This window comes from Polyangium jinanense, from assembly GCF_028435365.1.
In genome coordinates, this window is the sequence record NZ_JAGTJJ010000031.1 from 1 (window position 1) to 21,457 (window position 21,457).

Below are 21,457 nucleotides of genomic sequence, written 5' to 3' on the forward strand. Positions count from 1 at the left end.
ATGTGCCCCTGAACAGAACAACAGGGAAGGATGTTTCCATGACGAACCCCCGTTGCTCTCGGACGAACCCAAAGAGGAGGGCGCGGAGGGATGGGAACGACTACGAACTTTGGGGATGATGTACTAGTCCGACCGGTTTTGGGAGGCCGTACGGCGGCACCCGGCTTGCTGGGGAGCGGATGGAGGAGGTATCCGTGTCACCCCACCGCACCCTTGCTGTTGCCTCTCTTGTATTCGCGCCGATCTTTGCAGGTTGTCTCGGCTCCGACGCCTCCGAGGCGCCGGAGGCCACCGCGACGCACGAAGCGGATATCTCCTTCGCGACGTATTACATCGCCCGGCGGGATCTTCGTCGCTGCGCGTCTCCCCTTTGCGGCGGCTTCTTCGTCTCCGCCGTCAATCAGGACAAGACGGTTTGCGCCGACGGCACCACCGCCGAGGAGTGTTACGTCGCCGATATCCAGTTCTCCAGCCTCCTCCAGCTCGCCGGCGTCGAGGGCACGGTTCGCGAGGCCATCGGCGTGCAGCGCGAATCGACGCGCGCCGTCCTTTTCGGCGATCTCTTCCCCGGCCAGAGCGGCCTCGGCTCGCTCTCGCTCCGGTTTGCCTGGGTCGCCCTCGAGAACGCCGAGCTCCGGGGCGGATTCTACCGCGTCTGGCACAACGGCGTCGTCTGCGTCGCCGCGCCCTGCCCGAGCTTCGATCAGGAGCACCTGAACACGGGCGCGGTGCGGACGATCCACGAGATCGATCTCAAAGAGGTCCCCGGCAATGGCCGGGACGATTTCGAATCGGGGCGCGCGCTCTTCTCGCAGCTCGGCATGATCCTCACCGGCCAGGACGTCCGCATCGAGAACTATGGGCCGGCGGGGGATGCCACCGTCCTCCAGGCGACGCAGGGCTTCCTCCCGGTCATCCTGCCGACGCTCCGCGGTGCCCGCGCGCCCGTCGACAACGGCCCGGTCATCGGCCGCGGACCGGTGGACGGAGGCGGCGAGGGCGGCAGCGGCGGCATCCGCAGCAGGAACGTGCAGTAGGGTCGATCATTGCAGCGCGCGCCCGGACGCGTCACGATCCTGGTGTCATGGACATCGAATGGCGGACGAACGTGGACCCGGGCGCGCGCCGCGCGATCGAGGCGCTCGTTTCTTCGCAACGCACCCTCGAAGACGTCGTCCGCTGGGGCCTCTCGCTCGCGTCGCCTCGGCTCATCGCGGACGTGGTCGTTCAGGACGAATACAACCACGACGTCGTCCTCGAACATTCGGCCGGCGTTTATCTCGTCTACGACACGACCTGACTGGGCGGTTTGACGGCGGTCGCCGTCTGGGATCACAAGCCGACCGCGGCGGAGATGCTCGAAGCGCGCCTCGCGCGCGGCTGGACACCCACGCCCACGGCCACGCGGGACGGGCCCGTCGTCCTCGGGTACGCCGCCTGCGCCGTCTCGCGTCCTAGCTCGCCCCCAGCAACGTGAGCACGGCGCTCTCGCCGAATTGCTCCCGCGCCAGCCGCGCGGCCTCTGCATTCGCCGGCACGTCACGCAAGAGGCGGGTTTGTCCTTCCGGATCCCGCACGTCCGCAAGCTCGCGCCCGATCAGCCGCAGCGCCGCGCGAAGCTCCCCCTCGAACCCGTCGGCGTCGCCCGCTGCGTAGAGCGCCTCCGCCGCCGCCATCCGCAGATCCACCTCACCCGCGCCGAGGCCCCCGGCCGCCCGCATGTCCGCGAGCGCCGCGCGTGAAAGCGCCTCTGCTTCCGCGACCCGCCCGAGCCGCGACAGCGCGCGAATTCGCGTCGCCGTGAGCGACAGCCGCCGCAGGCCCATGCGATCGACGAGCTCGAGCCCCCGATCCACCTCGCCGAGCGCCCGCGCGGCGTCCCCCTCCGCGAGCGACACCCGCGCCGCGATCCCCCACGCGATCCCCGCGTCGAACGGCCCGATCCCCGGCTCCGCGACGAGCTCCGCCGCGAGCGCGCGCGCCTCCTCACGCGCCTCCTTCGTGGCTTGCTCCGCCAAGAACGTCGCGCGCAGGATCCGCACCCCGATCTTCGTCAGCGCGTCATCCATCGCCGTCGCCTGGGCCTCTGCCTCCGCGAACCGCGCCTCGGCCTCGCCGAGCGCCCCGAGCGCGCCGAGCGCCTCGCCGATGCGCGCCACGCAGAGCGCCCGCATCCGCGCGTCGCCCGCCGCTTCGAAGGCGAGCGTCGCGTCCTCGATGATCTCCAGCATCGCGAGTGGCTCGTTCGTCGTGGTCCGACCGTACTCGTAGGCCGCGAGCCGCGCCCACCCGTGCGCGCTCGGATCCACCGCGCCCGTCCGCTCCAGCGTCTCGCGCATCCGATCGAGCGCCTTGTGCGACTCGCCCCGATCGAGCCGCATCGCGAGCAAACAAAGCAGCCGCCCGAGGCACTCCGCGTACGCCCCTTGTGCCTCCAGATCCGGCGTCAGCGCGAGCAGCTCGTCGAGGTACGACGGGAACGCCTCCGCGTTCACCCCGAGCCCCGTCAGCGTGCAGACGAGCCCGAGCACCCGGCAGTGCCACGTCGAGCCCTTCGGCAAGAGCGGCAGCGCCTCGATCCCCATCTGGCACGCCTCGGCCCAGGCCTTGTTCCAGTACAGGATGCAGCACGCCATCCCGCGCACGAGCCCGAGCTCGGCCCCTGCCGCGCCGAGCTCCTCGGCCTTCGCCGCGTGCGTGCGCGTCCCTGCGAGGTCGTTCCGTTCGAACGCCTCGCGCGCCGCGCGCACGTGCAGCACGCGCGCGCGCGCCGTATCGCCCCCGCGTTGCCAGTGCTCGGCGAGCACCTGCGCCTCGTGCTCGCCCGCGGCCTCCAGGAACGCCGCGGCCCGCGCGTGCCCGAGCGCGAGCTCCTCCTCCCCGAGCAGCCCATACGCCGCCTCGCGTACGAGCACGTGCCGGAAGCCGTACTCCACGTCTCCCACGAGCCTGCTCGTTCGTTGCTTCTCCAAGAGCTCCGCCCGCACGAGCGCCGTGAGCGCCTGATCCACGAAGGCCCCGTGCCCCTCCCGATCCATCAACGCGAGCACGCCTCCGCGCCAGAACCGCGTCCCGAAGATGCTCGCCGCGACCAGCGCCCGCCGCGCCTCCGGCCCGAGCCGCCCGAGCCGCGCTTGCAGCATCGCCACGAGCGTCGCCGGCCGCTCCCCCTCCTCGCCCGCGTCTCGCGCCGCGCGCGCGAGCTCCTCCACGAACAGCGGATTCCCCGCGGCGCGCGTCGCGATCCGCTCCACCACGGCCTCGCTCTCCTCCGGGCCGAGCGCGGCCCGCGCGAGCTCCTCCGCGTCGCGACGAACCAGCGGCGACAGCATCATCCGCTCCGCCCGATCGCCCCACAGCCGCGGGTAGACGTCCTCCACGTCCGGCCGCGCCAGCGCCAGCACGAAGAGCGGCTGATCCTGAAGCTCCACGAGCGCGCGTTCCACGAGACGCACGCTCCGCGCGTCGGCGTGATGCACGTCCTCGAGCGCCAGCACCACCGGACGCGCGGCGCTTTCGCCACGCAGGAACTCCAGGAACGTCCGCTCGATCTCTGCCCGCGCGACCCGCCCATCCACGAAGCCCCGCGACGCTTGCCTTTCGCTCGTCGTCGACAGCTCCCGCGGCCCGCGCCCGCGCAGCGCGTCCGCGAGCATCGCGTACGCCGTCGCCCCGAGCGGCTCGGCTCGACCGACGAGGAGCAGCACGTCCTTCTCGCGCGCCTCGATCCTCGCGCGGAGCTCCCGCAAGAGCCGCGACTTGCCCATGCCCGCCGGCGCCACCACCACGACCGCCCTCGAAACCGGCTCCTCGCGTATCGCCTCGAACGACCGCAAGAGCAGCTCGAGCTCGCGCTTGCGCCCCACGAACGGCATGGTTTTTCCGAGCAGCGACCGCGCCTCGTCCCGCGCCGCCCCGCTGCCCGTGAGCAGGAGCCGCCCGCCCTCGCGTGTCGTCGCGAAGCGACCTCCGACGAGCCCCGCCGTCACCGCGTCGACGATCACCATCCCGCGCGGCGCGCCCTCGCGCAGCGCCTCCACCGCGCGCTCCACCGCTTCTCCGACCGGCTGCTCGCCCGACACGAACCCCGGCCCCGTCGCGATCGCGATCGTCGTCTCCGGCTGGGCCGCCTTCACCGCGAGCGCCGCGCGTGCGGCCGCCGCTGCCTGATCCGTCGCGTCTCCGCCGAACCGCGCGAACGCCGCGACCACCCACCGCTCGGACCGTGACCCGTGCGAAAATGCCCCGTTTCGCAGCAGGATCCGCGCGAGCTCCTCGCGCGAGGCTCCCGCGGGTGGTGCCAGCACGAGCACGCTCAAGAGCTCCGGCACGTCCCGCGCGACCGATGGAGAAAACGCGCCCCTCCGCGCGCCGATCTCCAGGAGCGCCGGCAGCTCTTCGAGCAGGTTCGACACGCTCGCCGGCCGTTTGTCCGGATCCTTCTGCAAAAGGCTCCGCACGAGCGCCGCGACCGGCGGCGGCACCCCGGGCCGGAGCGGCAAGAGCTCGGGCGGATCCTCGCTCAGGATCTTCGACATCACGAGCACCGCGTCTGCCGCGACGAATGGCGGCCGACCGGCCAGGCACTCGAACAGGATGCAGCCGAGCGAGAACATGTCCGACGCAGGCCCGATCGGCTGCTCGCTGCCCACCTGCTCCGGCGACATGTATTCGGGTGTCCCGATCGATCGACCCGTCGCCGTGATGCCCGTCGCCGGCCCCATCGAGCGCGCGATCCCGAGGTCCACGATCGTCGCTTGATCGATGTCGCCTCCACGCAAGAGCACGTTCGAGGGTTTGAGGTCCCGGTGCACGATCCGCCGCGCGTGCAGCGCGGCGAGCCCTTCGGTGATGCGCCGGAGCAAGAGCAGGGCCTCGCGGGTCGAGAGCGGCCCGCGGGCCAGCCGTTTTGCGAGGTCCTCGCCGTCGAGCCATTGCATCGCCAGGAAATGCCAGCCGTCCTCGCTCTGTCCGTGCGCCACGTACGACACGACACGCGGGTGCCGGATCTCGGACAGAATTCGCGCTTCCCGGGCGAAGCGCTCCGTATCGAGCGACGTCGCGTCCGTATGCAGGAGCTTCAGCGCGACGTCTTCTCCGGTCTCCTGATCGGCGGCCCGGTAGACCTCGCCCATGCCGCCGCGCCCGGCGAGCGAGCGGACCACGAAACGCCGCGCGACCAGCGTTCCGGCGGGCAGGGTCTTGCTCCTCGGGGCCATGCGCGCCCATTGGTTTCATACCCGGGCGCGCCTGCTGTCAAGCACTTCGCCGCAGCGCGTCGGCCTTTGACACTTGCGAGAGCGCCGAAGCTTTGAGAAATTCGAGGTCGTGTCGTGCCCCAAGCTCATGACCGAGCGCCTCGAGATGGTCCCCATGACCGTGGAGCTCGTCGAGGCCGTGCTCGATGGGCGCCGTGCCGATACCGAGAAGCTCCTCGGCGCGAAGATGCCCAACGCCTGGCCGGGCCGCGCGCTCGTCGAGCGTGCGTTCCTCGCGCGGCTCGACGCCGTGCGTGCCGATCCCGAGCATCGGCTCTGGGGCGACCGCGTGGCCCTGTCGCTCGATCCTTCCCCGCGCGTGATTGGCAGCGTGGTTTTCCATGGCGGACCGGATGAGAACGGCATCGTCGAGGTCGCGTACGGCATCGAGGAGGAATCGCAGCGGCAGGGCTTCGGCTTCGAGGCCGTGAGCGCGTCCGTGGCGTGGGCGCTCGCCGAGCCGCGCGTGCGCGCCGTCCGGGCCTCGACGTTCACGTGGCACTTCGCGTCTTGCCGCATCCTCGAGAAGCTCGGCTTCCGCATCGTGGACAGGGAGGACGACCTGCTCGGCGAAATGCTCAAGTACGAGGTCGTCCCGAGCGCGTTCCGCAGGTAAGCGCCTCCGCCCTGGTTTTCCTGGGGAACCTTCCTGTAAGCTCCCCGGGGGCACCACGTTCATGCTGGACGACATGGGAATTCGTACTCCGAGGCAGAGGGGGCTCGTGGCTTTCCTCGTCGGGCTGGGCTCCGTTTTCGCGAGCGCGCCTCGCGCGTGGGCCCAGGAGGCCGCTGCCTCGCCGCCCGAAGAAGCGCCGCCGCCCCCGCCGATCGAAGCCGCCCCGGAGATTCCCCCGCCGCCCGTCGAACTCGCCACGGACATCCCGCCGCCGCCTCCACCGCCGCCACCGCCACCGCCGTACGTACCGCCGCCGTACGTGCCGCCGCCTTTGCCGACCAAGCCGAGCCGCTGGTATTTCCTGCACCCCGGCGTCTTCCCCGAGGCCGACCTCTTCGCGGGCGCCCTGCAGATCGGCCTCGTCACGCCGTCGGCGAAGGAGTTTTACGGCGGCGCGCAGGTGGGCCTCTTCGGCGCCAAGGCCGAGCACTTCACGGGCCTCGCGCAGGTCGGTCTTTTGCACACCAACGTCGAGCGTGTCTTCCGCGGCGGCGTCGAGCTCACGCTCGGCCGAAACCTTGTGAAGGAGTTTTACGGCGGCGCGCAGCTCGCCCTCTACCGCAACGTCGTCACGGACATTTTCGTGGGCCTCGCGCAGTACGCCTTCCTGCGCAACGACACGCACCGCTTCCTCGGCCTCGCGCAGATCGGTACGATCAACGGCACCGACGCGTTCATCGGCGGCTTGCAGCTCGGCGCCTACAACGTCATTGGCGCGGGCCTCGACTGGGACGACGATGGCGGCGGCGGACCGCGCGGCGGCGGCGGATTTGTCGGCGCGCTCCAGATCGGCGCGTACAACAAGATCGACCACGGCAATTTCTCCGGCATCGCCCAGATTGGCGGCTTCAATGCGGTCGAGGACGGCGATTTCCGCGGCGTCGCCCAGATCGGCCTCCTGAACGGGGACGACGAACGTTTTTACGGCGCGCTCCAGATCGGCGCCGCGAACTTCATCGACGAGGAGTTTTATGGCATCGGCCAGCTCGGCGTCGTCAACATCGTCGATGACGATTTCCACGGCGTCTTCCAGGCCGGCGTCGCGAACCTCCTCCTGGAGGACAGCTTTTACGGCTTTGGTCAGTTCGGCCTCGGCGCGTACGTCGACGAGGAGTTCCGGGGCGTCTTCCAGACGAGCGCCCTCTTCAATTACGTCGACGATTCCTTCTCCGGCGTCCTGCAGCTCGGCGGCCTCTTCAACTTCGTCGACGACGACTTCCGCGGCGTCTTCCAGATCGGCGCCTTCAATGGCGTGCGCCAGGAGTTTTACGGCGTCTCGCAGATCGGCGTCGTGAACATGACCGGCGACGATCAATTCGGCGCGCAGCTCGGTTTCGTCAACCTCGTGAAGGACCACATGCACGGCCTGCAGGCCGGGTTTTTCGCGAGCGCCGAGGAGGTCACGGGCATGCAGCTCGGCGTCGTCAATTTCTCCGATCGCCTGACCGGCACCACGATCGGCCTCTACAACCGCTCGAAGCACGTCCGCGGCGTCCAGATCGGCCTCGTCAACCAGACCGAGCGCCTCCGCGGCGTCCAGATTGGCCTCGTGAACGTCTCCAAGTACGGCGGGCTCCCCTTCTTCCCCGTGATGAACATCGGCCTCTGAGAGGGCGGACCGCCTGTACCCGCGCCCACTCTCGACCCCCGGCGAAGTCGGACCGCCTGTACCCGCGCCCACCCTCGACCCCCGGCGAAGCCGGACCGCCTGTACCCGCGCCCACCCTCGACCCTCGGCGAAGCCGGACCGCCTGTACCCGCGCCCACCCTCGACCCTCGGCGAAGCTGGACCGGCCCTGCCTGCGTCGTTCCTCCGGCTTCATCACGCGCCTCCGGCGGCCCTCTGCGCCCACGCACGAGCGGGTGAGGACCCAAGGCATCACTCGTCGCGGAGTCGAGGCATCGACCTACCCGCGCGTCCCGACACCCCTACGCAGGTTCCTCGGCACTTTCGCGCGTTCTCCCTCTGGCACATCGTTTGCCGTTGCGCGCACAACGTCCCGCCCTGTACACCCTTCGGTTTAGAGGAACCATGTCTCGACGAACCCTCCTATCGGCCTCGATGCTGGCCGCCCTCCTCTCCGCACCTCTCTCGGCCCGCGCGCAGGACGCGGCCGCCAAGCAATACGTCGACGTCAAGATCGCCGAGCCGCCCAAGCAGGTCGGGCTCGAGATCACCATGAAAAATGGCGCCACGTTCTCGCTCGTGGATACCCGCGACGTGGTCGGCGTCACGCCGAATGGCTCCACGCTCACCGTGGGCCTCAAATTCGACGGCGTCGCGACCTACCGCAATGGTGGCCACGAATGGCGCACGGTGCTCGGCATCAACGAGGCGCTCACGAAGACGCCGGCCCTCGAAGAGCCCGTCAAGAGCGCCGATGCTTTCAACGTGGAGAGCACCTACCTCTATTTCGTGCGCCCCTGGTTCGGTCCCTTCGCGCGCTTCACCGTCGGCACGCCGCTCTTCCGTGGCTTCGACGTTCGCCCCACCGACACCACGTACACCATCGCCCGCGTCACCGGCGTCACCGATACCGTCACCTCGCGCCGCCTCACGCTCACCGATCCCTTTCATCCGCTCACGCTGAAGGAGACCATCGGCCCCTTTGCGCGTCCCGTCTCCGGCGATCGATTCAACTTGGAGACCCGCGTCGGACTCGGCGGATTGCAGACCTTCGCGGACGGCCAGCTCATCCTGAAGGACGACGCCGCCACGGCCGATCGCGTCGAGGTCCAGGAGCTCCGCGACGTCCTCCAGGTCGGCGTCGAGGGCTCGCTCGAGATGTGGGGCTCGTTCCAGGCGAAGAAGATCAGTTACAAGGTCGGCGTCGGCGTGCTCATCCCGGCGTGGAACAACGACATGCCCGCGGCTGGAGAAGCGAAGAAGAATCCCATTCAGCTCACGAACCTGGACATTGGCGCGGCCATTTCCTTCAAGGTCGTCGAGTGGGCGACGCTCGATTACGAGCTCAAGCTCGTCCGTCAGCCCCAGCTCACCGAGCAATGGCAGATACGTAACGGAATGATGCTCACGCTCGGCCTCGGATACTCCAGGAAACCCCCGGCGCCGCCTGCGCCGCCCGCAAAACCCACGCCCGACGCGGCTCTGCCCGCGGCCCCTGCGCCCGCGGCCCCCGCGCCCGCGGCCCCTGCGCCTGCGCCCGCCCCCGTCACGAAATAGTCATCGTTCGTGGCGGACGCCCGGCGTGAACGCCGGGCACGTTGCGTGCAAACCCCCGCGCGTCCGTTTACTTCTGCGAAGGGACGGCCCATGAACCACGGGGGGAATCGATTGAAATCCATCAAATACATTGTGTTCATCGCGGCGCTCTTTGCGCCGGCTTGTGCACCCGAAGAACCATCCACCCAGTCTGCGGGAAAATCGCTTCTCGACCCGCCCGCGGATGGCTCGGGACTTCAATATCGCATGACCTCCACCATCGCCCCGGGGAGCGAATCCTATGGTTGTCGCCTCTTCCAGGTGCCGCCGGAGGGGCTCGTGATCCGCGGGCAGGACGTCGCGTTCGGTCCGGGCGGACATCACGTCCTGCTTTACCGGACCCCGTATCGGGCGATTCCGTCCCAAGACGAGCAGGGGATCGCCGTTGACGCCCTCACGGAGCACGATTGCTCCGAGGGCGCCACCGCGCGCTGGAAGGTCGACGCCGTGGTCGGCGGATCCGAGAGCTTCGGCAGCGTGGGTATGCTCCATCGATTGCCCGACGGCGTCGGCGTCGTCCTCGAGCCGAACGTGGTGCTCGTGATGAGCACCCATTACCTCAACACCACGAGCGCCCCGCTCGAGGTCGACGCCCGCATCAACATGCACACGATGCCGCGCGAAGAACTCCGCATCGAGGCCGGGCTCCTCTACATGGACAACCACGTCCTGCGCGTCGCGCCCTTCGGCGAGGCCTCGGCGCGCATGCGTTGCCCCGTGCCCGAAGACGTGCACGTCGTGAGCTTGCAATCGCACATGCACGCGCGCGGCGCCGCCTTCGAGGCCTCGCTCATCGCGCCCTCGGGGACGACCACATCCATCTATTCGACGACGTCCTGGCAGGAGCCGCCCGTACGCGAGCTCGATCCGCCCCTGCTCTTCCCTCGGGGGAGCACCGTCGAGATCCGCTGCGATTACAAGAACAGCGAAGCCCGGCCCGTCGCGTATGGCCTTTCCTCATCCGACGAGATGTGCCAGCTCATCGGCCCGTATTTTCCGAAAAACGCTCGCTTCGAGCGTTGCGAGGACGAGAGCGGCGCGACGGCGGCGACGTGGGTGGGCAGCGGGAAGGCCAGCGGGGCGGAGACCGTCCATTGCCTCAGGGAGGCGATGACGCGCGAGAAGGGCGTGGGTTACGCGTATTACGATTGTGTACACGCCGCCTGCTCTACCCTCGCGGCCGAGGTTTCCGCAGTCGTGCGTTGCCACGAGGCGAAGCGCGCCGCGGACTGCGCGAATCGGTGCCAGGGGGGTGACGCCGAAGATTGCGTGTCCTGCCTCGCGCAAGCATGCGCCGCGGAGGAGCAGGCCGCGCGGCACGCGGACTCTCCTTGAAGGGGCGTCGGGTCAGCCGTTTGACGCGACCGACGCGCCCACCTTCGTGACCTCGGGCTTCATCCGACCCCGTCGATAGGCTCCCACCGCGACCACGATTCCGCCGATGACGTTCATCGCCAGCGCGAGACCGACGTTGTGCAGCGACTCGGCCGTCCCCATCGCGACGACGCGAATGAATTGATCGAGGTCGAAGGTGCGATCGCTGGCGGCGTACGTCAGCGTCGTGATGATCCCCGTGAAGAAGCCGAGGAAACCTGCGGTCAGGGTGAGGAGCGCGAGCACGGCGGGCAGGACGAGCCGCCCTTTGCCGGGGTTTCTGGCGTAACCGATGGCCGCGCCGAAAAGAATGATGCCGAAGAACAGCGTCGGGTACATGCCGAAGCCGCCGTTTCTGAATGCCTCTCCCATGGGATACCTCCGTTTGTCAGGGTCGTTCGTGGGTCGTGCGTCGCCCCGCCGCGCATCCGACCGGAGCTCGGTCCGCGCCGATACGAGATCCAGCGGGGCGGGGCAGACGGACCCCGGGTGCGCGTGGAAGTTCCCGAGGCCCCCCAAAATCGCTAGCGCTTCTTCACCCGCCCGATCGAGCCGTCGTAGTGTCCTTCCCTCCGGACATAGTACACGAAGTAGAGCCACTCCTCGCCGTCTGCCGTTCGCGCCACGCTCGGCTCGCCGATCCCCACGATGTCGCCCGGCCCCTCGGGCGGCGCGTCGAGCCCGACCTCGACGACCGGATCGCCGAACGACGCCGAAAGCGCCGGATCGCCGCCCGAATACGCGCTCGTCGAGATGTCGCGGAAGCCCCGCGAGAAATAGAGCTTCGACGCGGCCTCGTCCACGAACGGCTGGAACTCGTCGACGTCGGGCTTGCTGATCGCGGCCACGACCGTCTCGGAGAACGTCGCGCCCGGCAGCGCGCCCGAGGGTTTGGCGACGAAAAGGTCCTTCTGCACCGGCCCCTCGGTATCGAACCAGACGTAGCCGTGACCGAACGAGGGGTTCGATTGGAATGGATCGAGCGGCACGAGCGGGAGCTGCGTCACGGGGAACGGGTCGGCGATGAGGAAGTTGTTCTCGAACGAATACTTTCCGAGGCTCACGGGCGCGCCGAGCGTGAGGTCGGCGTGATACAGATCGGGCGCCGTATCCGGCCCGTGCAGCGGGTCGAACGCGAAGAGCACGGACGCCGCGCCGTCCTTCGGCGCGCCGAGGTACGTGAAGCCGAACGGCGAATACGTGTATCCGTTCATGTCGATCGCGATCACGAACGGCTCGGCGAACGACCCGTCCGCTTGCTTGCGGAACCCGTACGCGGCCACGGGCGGCAATGCGAAGAGCGCCTCCAACACGCCGAGCTGGGGGATCGTGTGGTCGATCTCGGTCTCGGACAGGATCCGCCCGACGCCGGGCATCTCGGGCCGCTCGGGGGCCGCGGACGGGCCGTACGTCGCATTGCATCCGGGGGACGCCGGGTTCGCGGCCTCGCCCGAGCAGCCGGGCAGATCCTTGCCCGCGATGCAGCAGAGCAGGTCGACGGGTGAATACGTGCTCACGATGAGCCATTCGCCGTCCGGGCTCACCTCGGCCGAATCCTCCGTGCCCGCGGTATTGACGAGCCCGGGCACACGCTCCGGCTGCCCCCACGCCGCGCCCACGACGGGCAGCACCACGGCCGTCGCATCCGCCGACAGATCCGCGACCTTCGCCCGCACCCGCACCTCGCCGGCGTCGCCCGCGGCGAGCGAGGGTGTCACGGTGGACCGATATGCGCCCGCCGCCGTCTCGACGGCCGCGCTTGCCGTTCCGCCCTCGGCCGTGAGCTCCACCGAGAGCCCGGACACGGGTTTTCCGTCGCTCGACGTGATGCGCGCCGTGACCTCGATGGGATAGGGCGCGGGCCCGTCTTGCCGCGCGAGCTCGAGGACGATCCCGGCGGGCGCTCCCGCCGTGGGTTTCGAGGGATCGCTTTCCGAGCTGCAGGCGGCGAGGGCGAGGGGGACGAGGAGCGCAAGAGATCGGTATCGCATCGAGCCATTCTAGACGAGCTCGGCCCGTCTTGTCTTCGCCCCGGACGGCGGCCGCGCGCGGGCGAACGAAGGGGTTCCCAAGGCCGCGCCTCGGTGTAGAGTGCGCGCCATGAGGTTCGATCATTTCCTCCGCTCGGCCCGCGCCCTCGCCGTGGGCCTTTCCGTGTTCGCCCTCGCGGCTTGCGGCGGCGCGCCCTCGCCCGATGCAGAAAGCCCCGCGCCGGCGAACACCACGCCTGCAACGGCCCAGACGACGTCGCCTGCCGAGGGTATGCTGGGCACGCTCTCCGAGGAGGGCTTCAAGGCGCTGCACCAGCTCAAGGCCGAAAAGGCCCCGGCGCCGCGCGGCGAGCGTGTCACGATCGACGGCACGAGCGCCTACCTCAGCCTGCCCAAAGGAAAAACCGCGCCCTTGCCGGGGCTCGTCGTGATCCACGAATGGTGGGGCCTGAACGAGCACATCCAGCACTGGACCGATCGGCTCGCCGAGGACGGGTATGCCGCGATCGCGGTCGATCTTTATGGCGGCAAGACCGCGCAGAACCCCGACGACGCGATGGCCATGATGAAGGCCGTCGACAACAAGAAGGCAATGGCCACGCTCGTCGCGGCGCACGATTTCCTGGAGAAGGATCCGCGCATCCAGGCGAAACGCACGGGCGTGATCGGCTGGTGCTTCGGCGGCGCCTGGTCCTTGCAATTCGCCATGCACGAGCCCGACCTCGACGCGTCCGTGATCTATTACGGCCACCTCGTCACGGACCCGGCGGAGCTCAAGCCGATCAAGGCCGAGATCCTCGGCATTTTCGGCAACAAGGATCAGGCAATCCCGCCGGAGACCGTGAACGCGTTCGACGCGGCTTTGACCCAGGCCGGCGTCACGCACACGATTTACCGCTACGACGCGCAGCACGGCTTCGCGAACCCCTCGGGGCAGCGCTACGACGAGAAGAGCGCGGCGGACGCCTGGGACAAGGTGCGCCCGTTCCTGCGGAGGAAGCTCGCGCAATGAGGAATGCGGCTCAGGGCGTGCGGCTCCGATAAAGGCCGTACGCCCCGAGCGCGAAGGTCGTCTCGCCGTCCGGCAGCCGCGCGACCATCCGGAGCGGATCATCGCCGGGCGTCTCCCGCGGCGACCACGATTGCCCACCATCGTGCGTCATCACGAGCGAACGCACGCCCTGCATTTCGAGCACGACGCTCGCGCGCTTCGGCGTAGCGGCCGCGACCTGCACGATGGACGCCGACGAAACCCCGAGCGTCTGCGCGACCCAGGTCGTGCCCCCGTCCTCGGTGCGAAGAAGAAGCGGCTCTCCTGTGCTCGTCACGCCGCCGGCCCACCCCACGGAGGTGCCCGGCGCGAAAGTCACCGAGACGAGTTGTTCCTCGTCGGGCATTCCGCCGCGACAAACCACGAACGTCTCCCCGGCGTCGTCGCTCGTCAGGATGAGCCCATTCTCGCCGACCCCGACGAGCCGCCCCGATTCGAGCATCTCGAGGTCGCGGATGTACGTCCCGTCCGGGAGCGAAAGCTCGCTGAACGTGGCGCCGCCGTCCTTCGATCGGTAGAGGGGACGAGCGTTCACGGCGCCCCGCGCGGTCGCGACGAACCCGAGCCCGCCCGGCCCGAGCACGGCGGCCGCGAGCGGCTGCCCCTGCGCGGGAAAACCGTCGTGGAGGAAGGTCCGGCCGCCGTCCTCGCTGCGCAGGAAGGTCTGCTGCACGTATTCGCTCGGGAACGCGAGCCAAAGAAGATCCTCGTGCGCCGAGAGGGAAGGGGGGCGGGTCGAGTCGTCCGTGAACGCCGGCAGGTCCGTCCCGTCGTCGAAATGGAACGCGTCGTCCGTGCGATAGAGCCGGAAGTTGAACACGGCGGTCGTGTTCTGCATCGCGATCACGTATCCACGCGCCTTCGTCGGGAAAAAGACGGCCTTGTTTTCGTTCATGCCGCCGGCCCAGTCGGCGGACATCGCGTTTTGCTCGATCGGCTCCGAGCTCTTCGCGCCGTCGGTCGAGCGGCGCAGCCGGTGCGTGAGCAAGAGCCCGTGGTTCGCGGTCCCGAAGCTCACGCGGTTCGCGCCGCGCCACGAGCTCTCGAATTCGGCGCCCCACGTGCCACGCGTGAAGGTTTGCCCTTCGTCGCGCGAGGTCCAGACCTCGAACGTGGTCGGCATGTCGAGGGTGTTGCAATGCGTCATCACGTGGAGCGAGCTCGAATCGCCGGCGATCTGCGGACCCCGCGCGCACTCGGGCGCGAGTGATCCGCGCCGCTCGAACGTGTTTCCCCGCGTGGTCGAGCAATGCAAGGCCAGGCCGCTCGGATACGACGCATCGTCACCCACCACGCAGGCGAGGAGCTCCTGGCGCGAGACCCAGAGCGAATCCACGGTCCCGGTCGTTCCACCGGGGATCTGCGTGTCCCCGTAAAACGCATGGAGATCCGGCTCCTCGGTCGCCCGGATTCGTATCGTCGTCCCGCCGCTCTCGGTCGCGGCCACGAGATATCCCGGACCGACCGCGACCGCCGTGCGCCCGCCGAGCGGCACGTTCGCGATCGCCGCGTCGCCGATCTTGCCGTGATAAAGGCCGCCCTGCGCGGAGCCGCAGACCACGCGGCCGAAAAAAAGCACGCACCGCGATAGCTCCTCGGGCGCCTCGGGCGAAGGCTCGAACGTCCGGCCTTCGTCGAGGGAAACCCAGGCGCGCCGCGCCGCCGTCAGCACGATCGCCTGCTCGTCCGCCCACACGAAGGAGAGATCCTCGCTCGTGCCGACGTCGACGCGCTCGAAGCTCTCACCGCCGTCATTGCTGTGCAATACGAGCCCGCCATGGCCGACGATCCACGCTTCGTGCCCGTCCACGTCCACGACGTCGCGCATACGCAGCGCGTTTGCTGGCAACGGCGCGATTTCCGCCCAGAGAGGCTCTTCGCACGTATCGTCCCGCCGCACGAGCCCCGGGGCGCAGAGCGCACGCTTCGGGCCGATCGACAGGCCGTCCTCGTATTCCCGGTGCACAGGGAGGCAGGACGAGAGCGAGACCGTCGAAAGGACGATCCCGATAAACGCGCATTTTCCTGCAAGCATCGGAGCGTCTCCTCGGCCCGCGGACAGCAAGGTGCATGCCCTTGCCTTGCGCTTCGAGCCCGGCGATGATGCGGGCCATGAAGATCATGCTCAAGCTCGAAAACCTGAAGACCGGCGAGACGTCTTTCCAGGAGTTTGCGGATGAAGAGGCGACGACGGCATGGCTCCGCGAGCGCCCGCGCTTCACCGACGTGCTCGGCGTGGTCTTCGAAGGCCTCTCGCGCGAACAGAACGACCGTCTGAAGGCCGCGATGCGCCCGCTCGATGCGGAGGAGCAAGCGGCCGAGAAGGCCCTCGCGGAGGCGCGCGACAAGGCCGCCGAGGCGCAAGCGCTCGCGCGCGAGAAGGAGAACGAGGCGGCGCGCGCGGCGCATCGCGAGGCGCAGAAGAACCTCGATCCGAACCGCCCGATGGAGGTGCGTTACCGCTACGACACGGGCCTGCAGCTCGCGGATCCGGACGATCCGCGCGGCATCTCGGACGAGGTGCGCGCGGCGTGCACGGCTTGGATCGAGGAGCGCAACGAGTGGGTCGCCTCGCGTGGTCAAATCGTGGGCGAGGCCAAGATCACCGTGCTCCCCGGCGCGCTCCCGAAGCCCAGCGCCGAGCGCGTGCAGCATGGCTCGTTCGTCCCGGTGACCGGCCCCAAGAAAGCCTGACGCGGGGCGGTCTGTCCGGCTGTAACATTCCAGTAACGGCTAACGCCTCGGGACTCCGTCTTCGGCGCGCACGAGCTCGAGGACGATCTGACCGATCCTGATTCGCGCGCCCGGCAAGATCTCCTGCGACGCTCGCAAGAGCTCGTCGTTCACGAACGTGCCCGAGGTGCTCGCGACGTCCTCGATCGTGACGCGCCCTTCCTCCACGGTGATCCGCGCGTGCCTTCGCGAGACGGTATCCGACCGCAGGCGGATATCGGCGCCTTCCGTGCGTCCGAAGACCTGGGCGCCTTCCGCGAGCGGGATGACGCGTCCGATCTCCCCGGGCAGCTCTGCGAGGACGACGAGCGCGAACGACGTGGCCATGCGTCGAGGTTACCACGAGGAGTACGGACCCTCGGTCCCTTCCACGCTTGACGGCGGAGCGACCGTCGCTTACGACCGCGGATCCGTTACGTTGTTGTAAGACATGCGCAGCACGAGCAAGCTCCAGGCGGGCGAGGGATGGCAGAGGGCGCACAGCGCCGAGCAAAAGGAGCAGCGGCGCGAGGCGATCCTCGGGGCCGCCGCGGATCTCTTCCGGGAGCGATCGCTCGACGACATCTCGATCGGCGAGGTCGCCGAGCGCGCCGGGCTCGCGAAGGGCAGCGTTTATCGATATTTCGCCACGAAGGAAGAAGTCTTCCAGGCGCTCTTCCTCCAGGGGCTCGGCGCATGGTTCGACGAGGTCATGCCCGCGCTCCGGGGCCTCCCCCGCGATACCTCGCCGGACGACGTGGCCGCGCTCGTCGTGCGCACGCTCGCGCCGCGCGAGCCCATGCTGAGGCTCCTGGCGATCAATTCTTGCGACATCGAGAAAAACCTCTCCCTCGAGGCGGCGCGCGCCTCCCAGCGGTGGATGCTCGAGCATATCGTCGTCGCGGGGGCGGCGTTCGAGGCGGCGCTCCCGGCCTTGCCCGAGGGCGGCGGGGTGCGGGCGATCCTGCGGCTCGGCGCGCTCGTCTCGGGCCTCTGGCCGATGGGGCACCCGATCGGCGCCATGAAAAAGGTGCTGGCCGCGCCGAAAATGGCCCCGCTGCGCGTCGATTTTTACGGGGAGCTCGAAGTCTCGTTCGCTGCTCTTCTCGCCGGCATGTGCCGCGCGCGGTGAGCCTCGAACGGTGAGGACACACCGAGCGTCACGCGACGCCCCGCGGCCGTCCTTCCTAGAGCACTGTATTCATCAGGCGACGCCGGATTCGACAATCAGGGGCCGGCGGGCTCGAAGGGAAATCCGTCGTCTGACAACATCTGTTGTTGCCTTCACCCAGGAATTCGCGCAGTCGCGGCAAACGCTGGAATCCGGGGGCAGACTCCGCTCTCGCGCCCTTCGTGTTTGCTTTGCACGCGTGCCGGAGGTCGAAGGAGGTCGCCGCCGCGGTCGCCGCGGAGGGCGCGCGGGCGCTCGGCGCTACGTCCGGCCTGCTCGCCGTCCTCGTGGCCGACGAGCTGTCCGTCCCTGGCACGAATGATCCGGCCCCGCGCGGGCTCGCCGCCGCGCTCTCCGCGCCGGGGCCCACGCGGATGCGGATCGCGGGGAGCGACGGGTGGGCCGTCCGGCTCGCCGTCGGAGACAGAGTGCTCGGCGTCGTCGCTTTCCAGGGGCTGCGCCGGGACGCCGCCATCAAAGCATATTTGTCCCGGCTGGCCATGCATTGTGCCCCGGCGCTCGCCCGGGTCCTCGCCGAGGAGGCGGAGCTCTCGGCGCTGCGGCTCAGCCGGGAGCTGCTCCGCGCGGTCACGGAAGGGACGCACGATTGCGTCTTCGTGAAGGATCTGAACCTCCGGTACGTGATGATCAATTCGGCGGGGGCGCGGGTCTTCGGCCTCATGCCGGAGGACGTCGTCGGCAAGGACGACAACGCGCTCTTTTCGCCGGAGGACGCCGTGGAGATCGCGCGGCGCGACCGGGAGATCCTCCACACGCGCCGCACGACGACCTACGAATGCTCGTCGATCACCAGTAGCGGCACGACGCGGTACTGGCAATCGACGAAGGGGCCCTGGTACGACGAGGAGGGCCGGGTGGTCGGGCTCGTGGGAATCTCGCGGGACGTCACGGCGCGGCGGAGAGCGGAGGAGGCGCAGCGGCTCCTCGCCGAGGTGAGCGGCATTCTCGGCGCGTCGCTGGAGTACGAGAGCACGTTCGCGACCATGGCGCGGCTGCTCGTGCCGTCGTTCGCCGACGGGTTCACGATGCACGTGGAGGAGGCCGGCAATCGATATTGCCTCGCGGCGCTCGGGCGCGGGGCCGCGTTCGTCGATGATTTGCTCGACCTCGTCCCGCTGGGGCGCGCGTTCGGCTTCGGCGACCTCGACATTGCCACGCGCCGCGAGCTCGAAGGGCGCGGCATTCATTCGCTCCTCGTCGTGCCTCTCGTGATCCAGGGGCATGCGTTCGGCCACCTGACGCTCCTCGGCGGCGCGCCTGGGCGATTCGTGGCCGAATCGGAGCGCGCCCTCGCCGAGGAGATCGCGCGGCGAGCGGGCATGGCGATCGACCGCGCCAGGCTTTATCGGGAGGTGCAGGAGGCGAGCCGGCTGAAAGACGAATTCTTGGCCGTCATCTCGCACGAGCTTCGCACGCCGCTCACGGCGATCCTCGGCTGGACCGGCATTCTGCGGCGGGACTCGGTGCCGGAGGCGAGCCGCGGCAAGGCCCTCGAGACCATCGAGCGGAATGCGCAGACGCAGGCGCGCCTCATCGAGGACTTGATGGACACGACGAGCATGATCGCGGGCACGCTCCAGCTCGATTTCATGGATGTCGACCTCGTGCAGCCGCTCACGCAGGCCGTGCGGGCGATGCGCCCGGTCGCGGAGGCGAAGGGAATTCGCCTCGATGCCGTGTTCGAGACGAAGAGCCCGCTCCCCGTCCTCGGCGACGATCTCCGGCTTCGGCAGGTCATCGAGAACCTGCTCGGCAATGCGCTCAAATTCACGCCGCCGGGGGGTTCGGTGGAGATTGGTTGCCGCCGCGGCGACAAGGCGATTCTCTGGGTGAAGGACGACGGCGTGGGCATTTCGCCGACCACGTTGCCGCACGTCTTCGAACGGTTCCGGCAAGGCGACAGCTCGTCGACCCGCAGCCATGGCGGGCTCGGCCTCGGCCTCTCGATCGTGCGTTATCTGGTGGAGGCACATGGCGGCGCCGTGATCGCGGAGAGCCCGGGGAAGGGGCTCGGCGCGACGTTCACGGTGGAGCTGCCTTTGCACGTCGAACAGGCCCCGGAGGTGACCGTCGTGGAGGCGTCGCCAGCGCCGCGGTTCGACGACGTGCAATTGCTGGTCATGGGCGAAGCGCCCGCTTCACGCGACCTCGTCACGGGCATTTTCCAAAGCGTACGCCCCGAGATGACCGGGGTTCACAAGGTCGTGGCCCCGAAGCACCCTCGCTCCCGGCAGGACACGGGTCGTTCCTGAGCGGCTATTGCTTCCCCAAAAAGCTCCTCGCCACGCGGACGAACGCCTCTCGCTCCTCGAAGGCGGCGCCGTGACCGCGGCCTGGAACGACCCAGAGCCTTGCGTCGGGGATCGCTCGGTACATTTCGAGGGCGAGTTCGACGGGATAAAATGGATCTCGGTCGCCGTAGACGATCAGCGTCCGCGCCGTGATCGTCGCGAGGTACGGCGGCGTGAAATTCAGGTCATCGTAACGATCGGCGAACGCGCGGGCCTGCTCCCAGAGCGCCACGATTTGCTCGTCGCCGCGCACGTGTCGCTCGCGCATCTCGCGCCATTCTTCCTCGGATCGACTCTCCACGGTGTATTGCCGCATGATGGCGCGCGCCTGCTCGGGAAAGTACGGCGTCGCCGCGGCGATCACCATGGCCTCGACGCGGCTCGGCTGCTCTGTCGCCATGTGCAAAAGCACGTTGCCGCCGCCGCTCACGCCGATGGCGCGGAATCGATCGATGCCGAGCTCGTCGAGAAGCGCGTACATGTCGCGGGCGACCTCCCGGAACACGAACGTGCCGCGGGGGTTTCCCGAAAGGCCGTGGCCGGGGAGATCGGGGACGATGGCGCGGAACCCTTCGTGGAGGGTTTCGCCGAGATGACGAAAATCGCGGCCGCAGCCGAGGAAGCCGTGCAGGAGGACGAGCGGCTCGCCCTCGCCGTGGATGTCCACGTGGATCTCGATGTCGCCGCGAAGATGTGTTTTGCGGATGGGTACGCTCATGCTCGAAGACCTCTCCTTCCGGCGACGTGCATAGAGCATGCCGAAAACGCTTGCTAGCTATCGATTTTTCGTATAAAAGCGTCGTCGGTCGGACGGAACATCGCGAGCGATATCGTTTGGTGTGTAGTCGCGGCCACGGACGCATTCGCGAAGGGCAAGCTCGAGAATGGCGTGGTGACCTTCGAGGTGCACGAGGCCGTTTGATCGGCGGTGCAAGCAGGCGGCCGCGCACGGGTTTCTCGGCGACGCTGCGTGGTCCTTCCTTTGCAATCCCTGGGAGCGGTTGCCGTCGTGGGCAGCCGGAAAAAGTCCAGGATGGAGGGAATGCCCATGCGTTCATTCACGGTCGCGCGTGCCGCGGTGCTGCCTTTCTTCGGCCTCCTCGTCGCCGCTTGCTCGCTCGGAAGCGGAGACGACGAGGACCTCGCGCTGGGTCGGGGGAACGTGTCGGGCGCCGAGAAGGGCAGAGATATCCAGGCGCCCTCGCAAGACGAGGGGAAGGGAAAGGGAATCTCCCTGGAGGGCGACGTCGAGTTCGTGCCGGTCGAGGGCAACGACCACGCAACGGACGAGGCGTCGATCGAAGGCAAAGAGATAGAGAGCAAGGAAATCGAAGGCAAAGGAATCGAGGGCAAGAATCTCGAACAGCCGCTGCCCGACGACCTCGGCAAAGGCGGAGTGACGAAGGAGCACATGCTCCCCCCGAAGGGTGATCTCGGCTCGAGCGGCGATCTCCCCTCGAAGGGCGTTCGCGTGGTGAACAGCGCTTGCCCGAAGGCGCGGGTGGGCGATGTCGTCGGGACTTGCGTGCAGGCGCTCACGTACGCGAAGAACCCGGAGACGGGCGAGTGCTGCGTCTATGCCACGCCGTGCGACGTGCCGAAGACCTGGGACGCGTCGTTCTCGGCGGAGGCCGTTTGCCGGTAACGCCGCCCGCGACTTCGTGATTGACGAGCGCCGAGCCCCTCGGC

Annotated in this window: 17 protein-coding genes; 11 read left to right on the plus strand and 6 right to left on the minus strand. The window is 68.7% G+C overall.

Annotated elements, in window-relative coordinates; all coding sequences use genetic code 11:
• Positions 1-194 precede the first annotated feature (194 nt).
• Both KEG57_RS34770 and KEG57_RS34775 read left to right on the plus strand, forming a co-directional pair.
• On the plus strand, positions 195-1,037 hold the full coding sequence (locus tag KEG57_RS34770; RefSeq protein ID WP_272424890.1) for a DUF6748 domain-containing protein: 843 nt from the start codon (positions 195-197) through the stop codon (positions 1,035-1,037).
• Positions 1,038-1,084: 47 nt separating this feature from the next.
• Positions 1,085-1,300, plus strand: a complete 216-nt coding sequence (locus KEG57_RS34775) for a hypothetical protein (RefSeq protein WP_272424891.1) — start codon at positions 1,085-1,087, stop codon at positions 1,298-1,300.
• A 154-nt stretch (positions 1,301-1,454) separates the two neighbouring features.
• Here the strand turns inward: KEG57_RS34775 and KEG57_RS34780 are convergent, their stop codons facing one another.
• Positions 1,455-5,219, minus strand: coding sequence for a serine/threonine-protein kinase (locus KEG57_RS34780; protein WP_272424892.1), 3,765 nt, complete (start codon positions 5,217-5,219; stop codon positions 1,455-1,457).
• A 109-nt stretch (positions 5,220-5,328) separates the two neighbouring features.
• Between KEG57_RS34780 and KEG57_RS34785 the strand changes: the two genes are divergently transcribed.
• From KEG57_RS34785 to KEG57_RS34800, 4 genes are all read left to right on the plus strand, one after another.
• Entirely contained in the window at positions 5,329-5,874 is a 546-nt protein-coding gene (locus KEG57_RS34785; protein ID WP_272424893.1) for a GNAT family N-acetyltransferase, read from the plus strand.
• A 106-nt stretch (positions 5,875-5,980) separates the two neighbouring features.
• Complete coding sequence (locus tag KEG57_RS34790; RefSeq protein WP_272424894.1) at positions 5,981-7,543, plus strand: LA_2272 family surface repeat-containing protein; 1,563 nt, start codon at positions 5,981-5,983, stop codon at positions 7,541-7,543.
• Between the two features lie 423 nt (positions 7,544-7,966).
• Positions 7,967-9,118, plus strand: coding sequence for a hypothetical protein (locus KEG57_RS34795; protein WP_272424895.1), 1,152 nt, complete (start codon positions 7,967-7,969; stop codon positions 9,116-9,118).
• A gap of 246 nt (positions 9,119-9,364) precedes the next feature.
• A complete protein-coding gene (locus tag KEG57_RS34800) occupies positions 9,365-10,492 on the plus strand; it encodes a monooxygenase (protein ID WP_272424896.1) in 1,128 nt (375 codons plus the stop codon).
• A 12-nt stretch (positions 10,493-10,504) separates the two neighbouring features.
• Here the strand turns inward: KEG57_RS34800 and KEG57_RS34805 are convergent, their stop codons facing one another.
• The gene (locus KEG57_RS34805; protein ID WP_272424897.1) at positions 10,505-10,903 is read right to left on the minus strand and encodes a hypothetical protein; all 399 of its coding nucleotides are present in this window, start codon (positions 10,901-10,903) and stop codon (positions 10,505-10,507) included.
• 152 nt (positions 10,904-11,055) lie between these two features.
• Positions 11,056-12,522: an Ig-like domain-containing protein gene (locus KEG57_RS34810; protein ID WP_272424898.1), complete on the minus strand. Its 1,467-nt coding sequence runs from the start codon at positions 12,520-12,522 to the stop codon at positions 11,056-11,058.
• A gap of 109 nt (positions 12,523-12,631) precedes the next feature.
• On the opposite strand from KEG57_RS34810, the gene KEG57_RS34815 reads away from it, so the two are divergent.
• Positions 12,632-13,534 (plus strand): dienelactone hydrolase family protein, encoded by a 903-nt coding sequence (locus KEG57_RS34815; protein WP_272424899.1) that lies wholly within the window; start codon positions 12,632-12,634, stop codon positions 13,532-13,534.
• Positions 13,535-13,544: 10 nt separating this feature from the next.
• Here KEG57_RS34815 and KEG57_RS34820 read toward each other — a convergent pair whose 3' ends face one another.
• A complete protein-coding gene (locus KEG57_RS34820) occupies positions 13,545-15,608 on the minus strand; it encodes a WD40/YVTN/BNR-like repeat-containing protein (RefSeq protein WP_272424900.1) in 2,064 nt (687 codons plus the stop codon).
• A gap of 77 nt (positions 15,609-15,685) precedes the next feature.
• Here KEG57_RS34820 and KEG57_RS34825 point away from each other — a divergent pair, with 77 nt between their 5' ends.
• Positions 15,686-16,267: a hypothetical protein gene (locus KEG57_RS34825; RefSeq protein ID WP_272424901.1), complete on the plus strand. Its 582-nt coding sequence runs from the start codon at positions 15,686-15,688 to the stop codon at positions 16,265-16,267.
• A 39-nt stretch (positions 16,268-16,306) separates the two neighbouring features.
• On the opposite strand, the gene KEG57_RS34830 is transcribed toward KEG57_RS34825, so the two are convergent.
• The gene (locus tag KEG57_RS34830) at positions 16,307-16,633 is read right to left on the minus strand and encodes an FHA domain-containing protein (protein WP_272424902.1); all 327 of its coding nucleotides are present in this window, start codon (positions 16,631-16,633) and stop codon (positions 16,307-16,309) included.
• A gap of 103 nt (positions 16,634-16,736) precedes the next feature.
• On the opposite strand from KEG57_RS34830, the gene KEG57_RS34835 reads away from it, so the two are divergent.
• Both KEG57_RS34835 and KEG57_RS34840 read left to right on the plus strand, forming a co-directional pair.
• The gene (locus tag KEG57_RS34835; RefSeq protein ID WP_272424903.1) at positions 16,737-17,417 is read left to right on the plus strand and encodes a TetR/AcrR family transcriptional regulator; all 681 of its coding nucleotides are present in this window, start codon (positions 16,737-16,739) and stop codon (positions 17,415-17,417) included.
• 221 nt (positions 17,418-17,638) lie between these two features.
• On the plus strand, positions 17,639-19,729 hold the full coding sequence (locus KEG57_RS34840) for a PAS domain-containing sensor histidine kinase (protein WP_272424904.1): 2,091 nt from the start codon (positions 17,639-17,641) through the stop codon (positions 19,727-19,729).
• Positions 19,730-19,733: 4 nt separating this feature from the next.
• Here KEG57_RS34840 and KEG57_RS34845 read toward each other — a convergent pair whose 3' ends face one another.
• The gene (locus KEG57_RS34845) at positions 19,734-20,486 is read right to left on the minus strand and encodes an alpha/beta fold hydrolase (protein WP_272424905.1); all 753 of its coding nucleotides are present in this window, start codon (positions 20,484-20,486) and stop codon (positions 19,734-19,736) included.
• Between the two features lie 330 nt (positions 20,487-20,816).
• Here KEG57_RS34845 and KEG57_RS34850 point away from each other — a divergent pair, with 330 nt between their 5' ends.
• Positions 20,817-21,413, plus strand: a complete 597-nt coding sequence (locus KEG57_RS34850; protein WP_272424906.1) for a hypothetical protein — start codon at positions 20,817-20,819, stop codon at positions 21,411-21,413.
• The last annotated feature ends 44 nt before the right edge of the window (positions 21,414-21,457 follow it).